16 protein-coding genes and 1 riboswitch are annotated in these 13,681 nt (G+C 58.5%); of the genes, 12 read left to right on the top strand and 4 right to left on the bottom strand.

Annotation, left to right across the window (positions count from 1 at the left end):
- Positions 1-6 precede the first annotated feature (6 nt).
- The 4 genes from cbiB to pduF all read right to left on the bottom strand — a co-directional run bounded on the left by cbiB (position 7) and on the right by pduF (position 4,790).
- A complete protein-coding gene (cbiB, locus tag MKS11_RS02380) occupies positions 7-966 on the bottom strand; it encodes an adenosylcobinamide-phosphate synthase CbiB (protein ID WP_087770894.1) in 960 nt (319 codons plus the stop codon).
- Positions 963-2,339, bottom strand: a complete 1,377-nt coding sequence (locus MKS11_RS02375) for a cobyrinate a,c-diamide synthase (RefSeq protein ID WP_087770895.1) — start codon at positions 2,337-2,339, stop codon at positions 963-965. Before MKS11_RS02375 ends, cbiB begins: the two co-directional genes overlap by 4 nt.
- Positions 2,340-2,430: 91 nt before the next feature.
- Positions 2,431-2,609, bottom strand: a riboswitch (cobalamin riboswitch).
- Between the two features lie 280 nt (positions 2,610-2,889).
- Positions 2,890-3,801: a transcriptional regulator PocR gene (gene pocR, locus MKS11_RS02370; protein WP_004205486.1), complete on the bottom strand. Its 912-nt coding sequence runs from the start codon at positions 3,799-3,801 to the stop codon at positions 2,890-2,892.
- Between the two features lie 188 nt (positions 3,802-3,989).
- Entirely contained in the window at positions 3,990-4,790 is an 801-nt protein-coding gene (gene pduF, locus MKS11_RS02365) for a propanediol diffusion facilitator PduF (protein ID WP_004105118.1), read from the bottom strand.
- Positions 4,791-5,315: 525 nt separating this feature from the next.
- On the opposite strand from pduF, the gene pduA reads away from it, so the two are divergent.
- The 12 genes from pduA to pduN are packed head-to-tail and all read left to right on the top strand — an operon-like array spanning position 5,316 to position 13,681.
- Positions 5,316-5,600 (top strand): propanediol utilization microcompartment protein PduA, encoded by a 285-nt coding sequence (gene pduA / locus MKS11_RS02360; protein ID WP_001183618.1) that lies wholly within the window; start codon positions 5,316-5,318, stop codon positions 5,598-5,600.
- Positions 5,597-6,409, top strand: a complete 813-nt coding sequence (gene pduB, locus MKS11_RS02355) for a propanediol utilization microcompartment protein PduB (protein ID WP_004205485.1) — start codon at positions 5,597-5,599, stop codon at positions 6,407-6,409. The genes pduA and pduB overlap by 4 nt, the downstream gene beginning before the upstream one ends.
- An 18-nt stretch (positions 6,410-6,427) precedes the next feature.
- Positions 6,428-8,092 (top strand): propanediol dehydratase large subunit PduC, encoded by a 1,665-nt coding sequence (pduC, locus tag MKS11_RS02350; RefSeq protein WP_004105132.1) that lies wholly within the window; start codon positions 6,428-6,430, stop codon positions 8,090-8,092.
- A gap of 10 nt (positions 8,093-8,102) precedes the next feature.
- Positions 8,103-8,777 carry a propanediol dehydratase medium subunit PduD gene (gene pduD, locus MKS11_RS02345; protein WP_043520824.1) on the top strand — a complete coding sequence of 225 codons (675 nt, stop codon included), beginning with the start codon at positions 8,103-8,105 and terminating at the stop codon, positions 8,775-8,777.
- A gap of 14 nt (positions 8,778-8,791) precedes the next feature.
- On the top strand, positions 8,792-9,313 hold the full coding sequence (gene pduE, locus MKS11_RS02340; protein ID WP_043520826.1) for a propanediol dehydratase small subunit PduE: 522 nt from the start codon (positions 8,792-8,794) through the stop codon (positions 9,311-9,313).
- A gap of 15 nt (positions 9,314-9,328) precedes the next feature.
- Positions 9,329-11,161 carry a propanediol dehydratase reactivase alpha subunit PduG gene (gene pduG / locus MKS11_RS02335; RefSeq protein WP_284109364.1) on the top strand — a complete coding sequence of 611 codons (1,833 nt, stop codon included), beginning with the start codon at positions 9,329-9,331 and terminating at the stop codon, positions 11,159-11,161.
- Positions 11,151-11,501, top strand: coding sequence for a propanediol dehydratase reactivase beta subunit PduH (gene pduH, locus MKS11_RS02330; protein WP_087770897.1), 351 nt, complete (start codon positions 11,151-11,153; stop codon positions 11,499-11,501). Before pduG ends, pduH begins: the two co-directional genes overlap by 11 nt.
- A gap of 19 nt (positions 11,502-11,520) precedes the next feature.
- Positions 11,521-11,796, top strand: coding sequence for a propanediol utilization microcompartment protein PduJ (gene pduJ, locus MKS11_RS02325; protein WP_001057755.1), 276 nt, complete (start codon positions 11,521-11,523; stop codon positions 11,794-11,796).
- Positions 11,797-11,799: 3 nt separating this feature from the next.
- Positions 11,800-12,282: a BMC domain-containing protein gene (locus tag MKS11_RS02320; RefSeq protein WP_087770972.1), complete on the top strand. Its 483-nt coding sequence runs from the start codon at positions 11,800-11,802 to the stop codon at positions 12,280-12,282.
- Positions 12,282-12,914, top strand: coding sequence for a phosphate propanoyltransferase (locus MKS11_RS02315; protein WP_087770898.1), 633 nt, complete (start codon positions 12,282-12,284; stop codon positions 12,912-12,914). Before MKS11_RS02320 ends, MKS11_RS02315 begins: the two co-directional genes overlap by 1 nt.
- Positions 12,911-13,402, top strand: a complete 492-nt coding sequence (gene pduM, locus MKS11_RS02310) for a microcompartment protein PduM (RefSeq protein WP_043520838.1) — start codon at positions 12,911-12,913, stop codon at positions 13,400-13,402. The genes MKS11_RS02315 and pduM overlap by 4 nt, the downstream gene beginning before the upstream one ends.
- A gap of 3 nt (positions 13,403-13,405) precedes the next feature.
- Positions 13,406-13,681: a propanediol utilization microcompartment protein PduN gene (pduN, locus tag MKS11_RS02305; RefSeq protein WP_000549823.1), complete on the top strand. Its 276-nt coding sequence runs from the start codon at positions 13,406-13,408 to the stop codon at positions 13,679-13,681.

Genomic DNA, 13,681 nt, shown 5'->3' with positions numbered 1-13,681 from the left:
TTCTCCTCAGGCCGCGCCGACCAGCCAGTAGCGCAGGCCGATAAACAGCGCCAGCGCCAGGGTTGACGCCACCCACATCAATCGAATGGTTCGGGAAATATCGTCCACCGCAATGTCGCGGACGGCGTCGCCTATCCAGGGTTTTTCAACGCGCTGGCCGAAGTAGTCGTTCGGGCCGCCAAGGCGGATCCCCAGCGCGCCGGCGACGGTCGCTTCCGGCCAGGCGCAGTTAGGACTGCTGTGCTGATAGCGATCGCGCCAGCCCGTCCGCAGCGCCCGGGCGCCATCTTCCCGACATACCACGGCGGCGAGGCTAAGCAGCAGCCAGCTCAGCCGGGCGGGAAGGAAGTTGGCCACATCGTCAAGACGGGCGCTGACCATGCCGATCGCCCGGTATTTTTCGTGCTTATAGCCGACCATGGAATCGAGGGTGTTGACCGCCTTATAGGCCATGGCCAGCGGCGCGCCGCCGAGCAGCAGGAAGAAGAGCGGCGCGATAATGCCGTCGACGGTGTTTTCCGCCACGGTTTCCACCACCGCGCGGTTAATCTGCTGCGGCTGGAGCTGTGTGGTGTCGCGCCCGACAATCCACGACAGCTTGCTACGGCTTTCCGCCAGATCCCCCGCGCGCAGCGGTCGCTCGACGTCCCGCGCCGACTGCGCCAGACAGCGCCCCGCCAGCACGGTGAAGATCATCCATACCTCCACCAGCCATCCCAGCCAGGGGTGGATCCCGCGCGCCAGCGCCAGTACGCCCCAGGCCACAGCCCACGTCAGGCCGGTCACCACCAGCCACATCACCCCGCCGCCAATGCGCAGCGCCCGCTCGCTATGGCAGACCCGCCGCACCACGCACTGGCTGATGTTGATCAGACGACCTATCCAGCGCACCGGATGCGGCCAATGCGGCGGATCGCCAATGACGACATCGAGTATCCAGGCCACACACCAGGCGAGAAGAATCATAGCGCCCTCCTTGCCGCCTGCAGCCAGTGGTTGAGCATGGTGGGTCGCTGGGCAAAATGGACATGGAGATAGCTGGCAAAGGCGCTGCCGGACTGCCATCCTCCCTGCCACTGCTGAAGCGTCTTGCCATCCCGCTGTTTACGGCAGGCCAGCACGGCGGCGGTGGCGGGAGTAAAATCGGAGTAATGAAATTCATGGCCGCGCAGCCACTCGCCGGGGGCGGCCAGCAGCGTCTGCTGCTGCGCCTGCGCTTCGCAGTAGCCGAACCGGGTCAGACGCGTCCCCATCCGGCTGTAGCCGGGAATGATATCCGCCATCGCATAGCGCTCGCCGCCGGTGACCTCCAGGGCGGAGCCCAGATACATCAGGCCGCCGCACTCGGCGTAGATCGCCACCCCGCGCCGGTGCGCCGCGCGGAGCTGCGCCAGCATCTCCTGGTTGGCTGACAGGCCGGCCGCGTGCAGCTCCGGGTAGCCGCCGCCAAGCCAGATCATCTGGCAGGCCGGCAGATGGCGATCGCGCAGCGGGCTAAAGCGCACGATCTTCACGCCGCAGCGGACCAGCAGCGCCAGGTTATCGGGATAATAAAAATTGAAGGCCTCGTCGTCGGCGAGGGCCAGCGTCAGCCCTTCGCCGGCGTCGGCGGCAAGCTGCTCCCCCCACTCGCCGGCCGGCAGGTTCGCCAGTTCGCTGAGGGACAGCAGCCGGTCGATGTCGAGGGTGCGCCCCAGCAGGCTGGCAAAATCCCGCCATGCCTGTTGATTAACCACCGACTCGCGGGCGGTCACCAGCCCCAGATGCCGCTCGGGCAGCGCCACGCCTTCCACGCGCGGCACATAACCGAGCACCGGCGCCTGGCAGTAGCGCTCAATGGCGCTTTTCAGCAGCTGGAAGTGGGTGTCGCTGTTGACGCGATTAACGATCACGCCGGCGATATTGAGGGCCGGATCAAAATGTTGAAAGCCCATCACCGTGGCGGCGATGGAGGTCGAGACCGCTTTGCCATCCACCAGCAAAATCACCGGGCAGCCAAGCTGTTTGGCCATCGCCGCGCTGCTGCAGTAGTTGGGGTCGGTGCCGTAGCCGTCATAGAGGCCCATCACCCCTTCAATGACTGCGATATCGGCCTGCTGCAGCTGGTCGGCAAACAGCGCGTTGAGTATCGGGGCGGGAAGCATAAAGCTGTCGAGATTGCGGGAGGCGACGCCGCTGATGGCAGTGTGCCAGGCGGTGTCTAAATAGTCTGGCCCCACTTTACAGGGTTGCACCCGCAAACCGCGCTGTTGGAGCAAGCTGAGCAGGCCGAGCGTCACGGTGGTTTTGCCACAACCGCTACCGGTACCCGCAAGAATGAACGCACGCCTGGTTGCCATACCTGTCCTGTTCAGGTGGTCAGAGTATAGCTGCGCGCATGCCTGGTCCTGCGACCACGCACCGCTAAGCCACCCACTTCCCACCGAAGTTGTTGGTCTGTTACCGGCAGGCAGGTCTTCTGGCTTAGCTTCGTTCTCGCCCGCCCTTCCCAATCTTACGATCAGTGGTTTTTACGGGGTCGTCAGCATCACAGCAGCGGGGGCTGCGGGGGATTGACACCCCCTTCCCTGACACCAAACTGGTGTCGAACCTGTCGGTTTTATTCGCCGATGCGCCCTGCATCGGCGGTTAATGTTTCAAGCTTACTTTTACCGCCTTATCCCCCGCCAGAATGACGCCTGCGGAGTGAAGCGGTTTTGAATAATCATCGGTCTCGTATTAACGGACACTCTATCCCATCACAAAAATAAAAACTGGTGTAGTTTATCCCTCGAATATCATTATTTTGTTGCGCTATGACAATTTATTGCTCTACTGTCGTTTTTTTCATTTTATAATGATGAAGATACTCCGGGATATCAAAAATCGGCAATAGCAAAATATTGTCATTTAAAATGACTCAGTTTGTGATCCGGCATTAATTTGCTGACGAAACGCCTGCGGCGTTACCTGATAGGTCTGGCGAAACACTTTACAAAAATAGCTGGTTTGCGAAAAACCTAAATTCCGCGCAATGCTGGCAATGCTCCAGTCGCTGTGGCAAAGCAGTTCTTTTGCGCTCGCCATCCGCTGCTGATTGACCCAGGCGTTAAAGCCGATCCCCTGATATTTTTTAAACAATTTGCTGAAGTAGTACGGGCTGAGATAGACGTGCGCCGCCACCTCCTCCAGACGCAGTTCATCAGAGAGATGCGCGTCGATATAGCGCAGCGCCTTCTTCATTTTGCCATCGTGCGGCGAGGCCGCCCGGCTGCTCTGCGCCGGGTCGTTCTGCGGCGGGTTATCCTTGATAACCACGAAGTTAAGCTGTTTTTTCAGGCAATTCTCGACGATCAGCTTGAGCAGATCCGCAGAGGCGATAACCCGCGAATAGTCCATCTCAGGCACATCGCGGAACGCCTGAACCAGCGCCGGATCGTCCTGCCAGCGGTCATCCACGTTAAGGATGTCCACCAGTTCGATATCGTTGCTCAGACGAACCTGACCGCAGAGCACAAAGCCCACAAGGTGCCCGGCGATAACCAGCGGAATGGAAAAATCGGTTAACCCGGCGTGGCAGCGGTAGATACAGAGCGCATCGGTTTTCGAGGCCTCGAGGCCGCCGCAGCGGTCGCTCATGCGACAGCGGGAGCTGTGCTGGGGGTGCTGGCGCATCAGCTGGCAGAAAGGGGTGAAGTTAAACAGTTCAGATATTTCATCACCGTGAATATTGACAACCACAACCGCCAGACTGGTGGCCTGCGCAAAATCCTGTGCGATTTTATTAATGAGTTCTGAGTTCAGTGTGCTCGCAGAAATCATGATAAAACCTCTCAGTTAATTTTTTGTTATAAATAAAACATTTCTTTAATATTCACTTCCTTTCATCATCATTTACCGCCAACGATAAAAGAATATTACGATAGCAAAAGTCTCCCATCCGTGGGAGACGTTTTTAGCCAGTTCGTGATACCGGTTCATGAAAATTTTTCGCTATTTCAGCGGATGCATTAATCCTCTAATTTACAGGTATTACACGGTAGATTATTACCAATCAGATAACGATAGATGGCCGCGCCGAGACAGGCGCCGATCAGCGGCGCAATAATCGGCACAATAAAGTACGGTATATCCCTTCCGCCGGTCATCGCGATATCGCCCCAACCCGCCATCCACGTAAACAGCTTCGGCCCAAAATCACGCGCCGGATTCATTGCAAAGCCGGTCAGCGGCCCGGTTGAAGCGCCAATGACCGCCACCAGCAGGCCGATCAGCAGCGGGGCCAGCGGCCCTTTCGGTACGCCGTTGCCGTCGTCGGTCAGCGCCATAATCATCCCCATCAGCATGGAGGTGATCACCACTTCAACCAGCGCCGCATGCCAGATGCTCAGCGATGCCGCCGGGTAGGTGCTGAAAATACTCGCCAGCTGCAGGCTCTCTACGCTGCCGCGCGCGATATGGTGGGCGGATTCAAACTCGGTAAACATCGTGCTGTACAGCACATAGGCCAGCACCGCGCCGCCAAAGGCGCCGGCAACCTGTGAAACGATATAGGGGAAAACTTTGCGTCCGGGAAAGCAGGCAAACAGCCATAACGCGACGGTCACCGCCGGGTTGAGATGGCCGCCGGAGATCCCCGAAGTCAGATACACGGCAAGCGAGATCCCCAGCCCCCAGATAATGCATATCTCCCACAGTCCGAGGCTGGCTCCCGCCACCTTTAACGCGCTCAGGCAGCCGATGCCGAAAAACAAAAATAGCCCGGTGCCCAAAAACTCGGCGGTACATTGCGCTTTTAACGAATCATTCATTATGACACCTTCTTAGCAGAGTTCGTGTCCTGACCAGCCAACATCCTGCTGGCAGTAGAGTACAACGGGCACCACTATATGAACTCCCGTCCGCAAATTGTTGGCAACCTGCTGACGGCAGCCTCCGGAAAATTCGGGCATCAATAACAAATTATTGTCATTAAATAACGCAGAATTGCATTGCTCACGCGCGGCTTTCGCCATTATGCCACCACCATGGCATGCAAAAATATTGCTAAAACCAGCTCATCGTTTTCCAACAAACATCACAAATCAGTTTCTCGCGCATAGCAGATAAAATTGAAATCGTCATGAACAAATTTGTAAATATGGAATATACAAAACAAGATAATCACATCAACACAAATAAAAATATTAATTAACATCAAACACTTAAATAAATAAAAGACAATTTTATATTATCCAATACCCACTATTTTTTCACCATCACATTGAAGTCAGCCATTCTTTTTCCTCGCATCTTCTTATAGTCCCCACTATCGGAACACTCCATGCGAGGTCTTTATGCAACAAGAAGCACTAGGAATGGTAGAAACCAAAGGCTTAACCGCAGCCATAGAGGCCGCTGATGCAATGGTTAAGTCAGCCAATGTGATGTTAGTGGGCTATGAAAAGATTGGCTCCGGGCTGGTCACCGTCATCGTGCGCGGCGACGTTGGCGCGGTGAAAGCGGCCACCGATGCCGGTGCCGCCGCCGCACGTAACGTGGGAGAAGTGAAAGCCGTACACGTCATCCCACGCCCTCACACCGATGTAGAAAAAATCTTACCGAAGGGAATTAGCCAATGAGCAGCAATGAGCTGGTTGAACAGATCATGGCTCAGGTGATTGCCCGTGTGGCAACGCCGGAACAGCAGGCCATCCCTACTGAAAACCATCCAATACGAGAGACAGCTATGGCAGAAAAAAGCTGCAGTTTAACGGAATTTGTCGGGACCGCCATTGGCGACACCCTGGGCCTGGTGATCGCCAACGTCGATACCGCCCTGCTGGACGCGATGAAGCTTGAAAAACGCTATCGCTCCATCGGCATTCTCGGCGCCCGCACCGGCGCAGGCCCGCACATTATGGCGGCGGACGAAGCGGTGAAAGCCACCAACACCGAAGTGGTCAGCATTGAGCTTCCGCGTGATACCAAAGGCGGCGCGGGCCACGGTTCGCTGATTATTTTAGGCGGCAACGACGTTTCCGATGTTAAGCGCGGTATCGAAGTCGCGCTGAAAGAGCTCGACCGCACCTTTGGCGATGTTTACGGCAATGAAGCCGGACATATCGAGCTGCAGTACACCGCCCGCGCCAGCTACGCCCTGGAAAAAGCCTTCGGCGCGCCGATTGGCCGCGCCTGCGGCATTATCGTCGGCGCACCGGCCTCCGTTGGCGTGCTGATGGCCGATACCGCCCTGAAGTCAGCCAACGTAGAAGTCGTGGCGTATAGCTCTCCGGCGCACGGCACAAGCTTCAGTAACGAAGCCATCCTGGTGATTTCCGGCGACTCCGGCGCGGTCCGCCAGGCAGTCACCTCCGCGCGCGAAATCGGTAAAACCGTCCTTGCGACCCTCGGTGCTGAACCGAAAAACGATCGCCCCTCCTACATCTGATACCCGCGAGGCTGATTCATGAGATCGAAAAGATTTGAAGCACTGGCGAAACGCCCTGTGAATCAGGACGGCTTCGTTAAGGAGTGGATCGAAGAAGGCTTTATCGCGATGGAAAGCCCGAACGATCCGAAACCGTCGATAAAAATCGTTAACGGCGCGGTGACCGAGCTGGACGGGAAACCGGTGAGCGATTTTGACCTGATCGACCACTTTATCGCCCGCTACGGTATCAACCTGAATCGCGCCGAAGAAGTGATGGCGATGGATTCGGTCAAACTGGCCAATATGCTCTGCGATCCGAACGTCAAGCGTAGCGAAATCGTCCCGCTGACCACCGCGATGACGCCGGCAAAAATTGTCGAAGTGGTTTCGCATATGAACGTCGTTGAGATGATGATGGCGATGCAGAAAATGCGCGCCCGCCGCACCCCGTCCCAGCAGGCGCACGTCACCAACGTCAAAGATAACCCGGTACAGATTGCCGCCGACGCCGCCGAAGGCGCATGGCGCGGATTTGACGAACAGGAAACCACGGTTGCAGTCGCGCGCTATGCGCCGTTTAACGCCATCGCGCTGCTGGTCGGCTCGCAGGTAGGCCGTCCGGGCGTGCTAACCCAGTGCTCGCTGGAAGAAGCGACCGAACTGAAGCTTGGCATGCTGGGCCACACCTGCTACGCCGAAACCATTTCCGTCTACGGTACCGAGCCGGTCTTCACCGACGGTGACGATACGCCATGGTCGAAAGGTTTCTTAGCTTCGTCCTACGCCTCCCGCGGCCTGAAAATGCGCTTCACCTCCGGCTCCGGCTCGGAAGTACAAATGGGCTACGCCGAAGGCAAATCCATGCTGTATCTGGAAGCGCGCTGCATCTACATCACCAAAGCCGCTGGCGTGCAGGGGCTGCAAAACGGCTCGGTAAGCTGCATCGGCGTACCGTCTGCGGTGCCGTCAGGCATTCGCGCGGTGCTGGCGGAAAACCTGATCTGTTCGTCGCTGGATCTGGAGTGCGCCTCCAGTAACGACCAGACCTTCACCCACTCCGATATGCGTCGTACCGCGCGCCTGCTGATGCAGTTCCTGCCGGGAACCGACTTTATCTCCTCCGGTTATTCCGCGGTGCCGAACTACGACAACATGTTCGCCGGTTCCAACGAAGATGCCGAAGACTTTGACGACTACAACGTTATCCAGCGCGACCTGAAGGTCGACGGCGGTCTGCGTCCGGTTCGCGAAGAAGATGTTATCGCCATCCGTAACAAAGCCGCCCGCGCGCTGCAGGCCGTGTTTGCCGGAATGGGGCTGCCGCCGATTACCGATGAAGAAGTGGAAGCCGCGACCTACGCCCACGGTTCGAAAGATATGCCGGAGCGCAACATCGTCGAAGACATCAAGTTCGCCCAGGAGATCATCAATAAAAACCGCAACGGACTGGAAGTGGTGAAAGCGCTGGCGCAGGGCGGGTTCACCGACGTGGCCCAGGACATGCTCAACATCCAGAAAGCCAAGCTGACCGGGGACTATCTGCATACCTCCGCAATCATCGTCGGCGACGGACAAGTGCTATCAGCCGTCAACGACGTTAACGATTATGCCGGTCCGGCAACGGGCTATCGCCTGCAGGGCGAACGCTGGGAAGAGATTAAAAACATCCCTGGCGCTCTTGATCCCAACGAGATTGATTAAGGGGTGAGAAATGGAAATTAATGAAAAATTGCTGCGCCAGATAATTGAAGAAGTGCTTAGCGAAATGAAGGGCAGCGATAAACCGGTCTCGTTTCATGCGCCGGCGGCCTCGACTGCGCCGCAGGCAACCGCGCCTGCTGCCGACGGCTTCCTGACGGAAGTGGGCGAAGCGCGTCAGGGCACGCAGCAGGACGAAGTGATTATCGCCGTCGGCCCGGCTTTCGGCCTGGCGCAGACCGTCAATATCGTCGGCATACCGCATAAGAGCATTTTGCGCGAAGTGATTGCCGGTATTGAAGAAGAAGGCATTAAGGCGCGCGTGATTCGCTGCTTTAAATCCTCCGACGTGGCCTTCGTCGCCGTTGAAGGCAACCGCCTGAGCGGTTCCGGCATCTCTATCGGCATCCAGTCAAAAGGCACCACGGTGATTCACCAGCAGGGGCTGCCGCCGCTCTCTAACCTGGAGCTGTTCCCCCAGGCGCCGCTGCTGACCCTGGAAACCTACCGCCAGATTGGTAAAAACGCCGCCCGCTATGCGAAACGCGAATCGCCGCAGCCGGTCCCGACGCTGAACGACCAGATGGCGCGGCCAAAATACCAGGCGAAATCGGCCATTTTGCACATTAAAGAGACCAAGTACGTGGTGACGGGCAAAAACCCGCAGGAACTGCGCGTGGCGCTTTGATAAAGGATAACTCCATGAATACCGACGCAATTGAATCGATGGTGCGCGACGTATTAAGCCGTATGAACAGCCTGCAGGGCGAGGCGCCAGCGGCGGCTCCGGCGGCTGGCGGCGCGCCCCGTAGCGCAAAGGTCAGCGACTACCCGCTGGCGAATAAGCACCCGGAATGGGTGAAAACCGCCACCAATAAAACGCTGGACGACTTTACGCTGGAAAACGTGCTGAGCAACAACGTTACCGCTCAGGATATGCGTATTACCCCGGAAACGCTGCGCTTACAGGCTTCTATCGCCAGGGACGCGGGCCGCGACCGGTTGGCGATGAACTTCGAACGCGCCGCCGAACTGACCGCGGTACCGGACGATCGCATTCTTGAAATCTACAACGCCCTCCGCCCCTATCGCTCGACGAAAGAGGAGCTGCTGACGATCGCCGACGATCTCGAAAGCCGCTACCAGGCGAAGATCTGCGCCGCTTTCGTTCGCGAAGCGGCAACGCTGTACGTCGAGCGTAAAAAACTCAAGGGCGACGATTAATTACAGGGGCATGTGATGCGATATATAGCTGGCATTGATATCGGCAACTCATCGACGGAAGTCGCCCTGGCGACCCTGAATGAAGCTGGCGCGCTGACGATTACGCACAGCGCGCTGGCGGAAACCACCGGGATCAAAGGCACGTTGCGTAACGTGTTCGGCATTCAGGAGGCCCTCGCGCTGGTCGCAAAGCGCGCGGGGATCTGTGTCAGCGATATTTCGCTCATCCGCATTAACGAAGCGACGCCGGTGATTGGCGATGTGGCGATGGAAACCATTACCGAAACCATCATCACCGAATCAACCATGATCGGCCATAACCCGAAAACGCCCGGCGGCGCGGGGCTTGGCGTGGGCATCACCATTACGCCGCAGGAGCTGTTAACCCGCCCGGCGGACGCGCCCTATATCCTGGTGGTGTCGTCGGCGTTTGACTTTGCCGATATCGCCAGCGTGATTAACGCTTCCCTGCGCGCCGGATATCAGATTACCGGCGTCATTTTGCAACGTGACGATGGCGTGCTGGTCAGCAACCGGCTGGAAAAACCGCTGCCGATCGTTGACGAAGTGCTGTACATCGACCGCATTCCGCTGGGGATGCTGGCGGCAATTGAGGTCGCCGTCCCGGGGAAGGTCATCGAAACGCTCTCTAACCCCTACGGCATCGCCACCGTATTCCACCTCAACGCCGAGGAGACGAAAAACATCGTCCCGATGGCGCGAGCGCTGATTGGCAACCGTTCCGCCGTGGTGGTCAAAACGCCATCCGGTGACGTCAAAGCGCGCGCGATACCCGCCGGTAACATTGAGCTGCTGGCCCAGGGCCGGAGCGTGCGCGTGGATGTCGCCGCCGGCGCCGAAGCCATCATGAAAGCGGTCGACGGCTGCGGCAAACTCGATAACGTCACCGGCGAGTCGGGGACCAATATCGGCGGCATGCTGGAACACGTGCGCCAGACCATGGCCGAGCTGACCAACAAGCCCAGCAGCGAGATTTTTATTCAGGATCTGCTGGCCGTTGACACCTCGGTTCCGGTGAGCGTCACCGGCGGTCTTGCCGGGGAGTTCTCGCTGGAGCAGGCCGTGGGCATCGCCTCCATGGTGAAATCTGACCGTTTGCAGATGGCGATGATTGCCCGCGAGATCAAGCAGAAGCTCAATATCGACGTGCAGATCGGCGGCGCAGAGGCCGAAGCCGCCATTCTCGGCGCGCTGACCACCCCCGGCACCACGCGTCCGCTGGCGATCCTCGACCTCGGCGCAGGCTCCACCGATGCCTCCATCATCAACCCCAAAGGCGAAATCATCGCCGCTCACCTCGCCGGAGCTGGCGATATGGTCACCATGATCATTGCCCGCGAGCTGGGGCTGGAGGATCGCTACCTGGCGGAAGAGATCAAGAAATGCCCGCTGGCTAAGGTCGAAAGCCTGTTCCATTTGCGCCACGAGGACGGCAGCGTGCAGTTCTTCTCCACGCCGCTGCCCCCCGCCGTATTCGCCCGCGTCTGCGTGGTGAAACCGGACGAACTGGTGCCGCTTCCCGGCGACTTAGCGCTGGAAAAAGTGCGCGCCATTCGCCGCAGCGCCAAAGAGCGCGTCTTTGTCACCAACGCCCTGCGCGCGCTGCGCCAGGTCAGCCCGACCGGCAACATTCGCGATATCCCCTTCGTGGTGCTGGTGGGCGGCTCGTCCCTCGATTTTGAGATCCCTCAGCTGGTCACCGATGCGCTGGCGCACTACCGGCTGGTGGCCGGGCGGGGAAATATTCGCGGCAGCGAAGGCCCCAGAAACGCGGTAGCTACCGGGCTGATTCTCTCCTGGCATAAGGAGTTTGCACATGGACAGTAATCACAGCGCCCCGGCTATTGTGATCGCCGCCATCGACGGCTGCGATGGCTTGTGGCGCGAAGTGCTGCTGGGTATCGAAGAGGAAGGCATTCCTTTCCTGCTCCAGCATCACCCGGCCGGGGATGTCGTGGACAGCGCCTGGCAGGCGGCGCACAGCTCGCCGCTGCTGGTGGGCATCGCCTGCGATCGCCATACGCTGGTCGTGCACTACAAGAATTTACCCGCATCGGCGCCGCTTTTTACGCTGATGCATCATCAGGACAGTCAGGCCCATCGCAATACCGGTAATAACGCGGCACGGCTGGTCAAAGGGATCCCTTTCCGGGATCTGAATAGCTAAGCAACAGGAGAACTGCAGTATGAATAACGCACTGGGACTGGTTGAAACAAAAGGGTTAGTAGGCGCCATTGAAGCTGCCGACGCCATGGTGAAATCCGCCAACGTACAGTTGGTCGGCTACGAAAAAATTGGCTCCGGCCTGGTGACCGTCATGGTTCGCGGTGATGTCGGCGCGGTTAAAGCGGCAGTGGATGCGGGCAGCGCGGCGGCAAGCGTGGTGGGTGAAGTGAAATCCTGCCACGTGATCCCGCGTCCGCACAGCGACGTTGAGGCCATTTTACCGAAATCAGCCTGATTGATGGCGAATAAGGAGCACCGCGTGAAGCAATCACTGGGATTACTTGAAGTTTGTGGTCTGGCACTGGCTATTAGCTGCGCCGATATCATGGCGAAATCCGCTTCTATCACGCTGGTCGCCCTCGAAAAGACCAATGGTTCAGGCTGGATGGTCATTAAAATTACCGGTGATGTGGCTTCCGTACAGGCGGCTATCACCACCGGTGCACAATTTGCCGAACAGCGAAATGGTCTGGTGGCCCATAAGGTTATCGCCAGACCCGGAGAAGGGATCCTGCCAGCAGAGACCCCTCCCCCCTCCGTCATAAAATCTGAACCTGAAGAGTCAGATGCGGCTGATGTCGCTTCTGAAGCGCCAGCAGAAGAGGTCCCGCAGGAACCAGAACTGGTCAGCTGCAACCTGTGCCTGGATCCGAAATGTCCGCGCCAGAAGGGCGAGCCTCGTTCGCTTTGCATTCATCCCGGCAAGCGAGGTGAAGCGTAATGAATAAAGAACTTCTGCAATCAACGGTCAGTAAAGTCCTTGATGAGATGCGCCAGCGGCCTATTCCGCTGGGCGTCTCAAACCGTCATATCCACCTGTCCGCACAGGATTATGAAAGGCTGTTTCCCGGTCATCCCATCAGCGAGAAAAAAGCGCTGTTGCAGCCGGGACAATTCGCCGCGGAGCAAACCGTCACCCTGGTAGGGCCGAAGGGGCAGCTCAAAAATGTGCGTCTGCTCGGCCCGCTGCGCTCGGTAAGCCAGGTGGAAATTTCGCGTACCGATGCCAGAACCCTGGGAATTGCGGCGCCGCTGAGGATGTCCGGCAACCTGAAGGGGACGCCGGGTATCCGCCTGGTCAGCCCTTTTGGCGAACTGGAGTTACCTTCCGGGGTTATCGTCGCGCAGCGGCATATCCATATGTCGCCGCTCGATGCGCTTATCCTGCGGGTTTCTCATGGCGACAGGGTCTCCGTGGCCATTGAAGGCGACGAGCGCGGGCTGATTTTCAACAACGTGGCGATTCGCGTGTCACCGGACATGCGCCTCGAAATGCACATTGATACCGATGAAGCCAACGCCGCCGGTGCAGATAACCCGCAGGCCTTTGCCCGGCTGGTAGGCCCGCGATGAACGGCGCAGTTTTGCAGCGCATTGTGGAGGAAATCGTCTCCAGGCTGCAGCGTCGCGCCCATAGCACGGCGACGCTGAGCGTTGCGCAGCTCCGTGATGCCGACTGTCCAGCGCTGTTCTGTCAGCACGCCTCGCTGCGCATCCTGCTCGTTGACCTGCCGCTGCTGGCTCAGCTTGCGGATGCGGAAACCGACGATGCCGCGGCGCGGAAAATTCACGAGGCGCTGGCTTTCGGCATCCGCGTGCAGCTCACCCTGCACAGCCAGCTGCTGCCGGTTATCCCGCTCAAAAAACTGGCGCGCCTGCCGGTGATATTCACCGACGAGCGCGGACGGCCGCTGATCCTGCATGCAGGTTCAGTGCTGAGCTATCGCGACGTCGCGCAGCTGGGCCAGGGGCGTCTGGTTATCCACCGCAAATGCATCGTGACCGCGCTGGCGCGCGAAGCGGCACAGGCGCGGCATATTCAATTCATTAAGCAGGAGTAAATCATGCATCTGGCACGAGTCACGGGCGCGGTTGTCTCCACGCAAAAATCGCCTTCCCTGATCGGCAAAAAGCTGCTGCTGGTGCGGCGGGTCAGCGCCGATGGCGAACTCCCCGCCTCCCCCACCTCCGGCGATGAAGTCGCCGTCGATTCCGTCGGCGCGGGGATCGGCGAGCTGGTCTTGCTCAGCGGCGGCTCCAGCGCCAGACACGTTTTTTCCGGGCCAAACGAGGCCATCGACCTCGCCGTTGTCGGCATTGTCGATACGCTTTCACGTTAA

Origin of the sequence: Klebsiella sp. K5-45 (assembly GCF_030128605.1) — a bacterium.
GTDB lineage: Bacteria > Pseudomonadota > Gammaproteobacteria > Enterobacterales > Enterobacteriaceae > Klebsiella > Klebsiella quasipneumoniae.
Note: the sequence above shows the minus strand (reverse complement) of the source record. Positions and strands in the feature narration are given on the sequence as shown.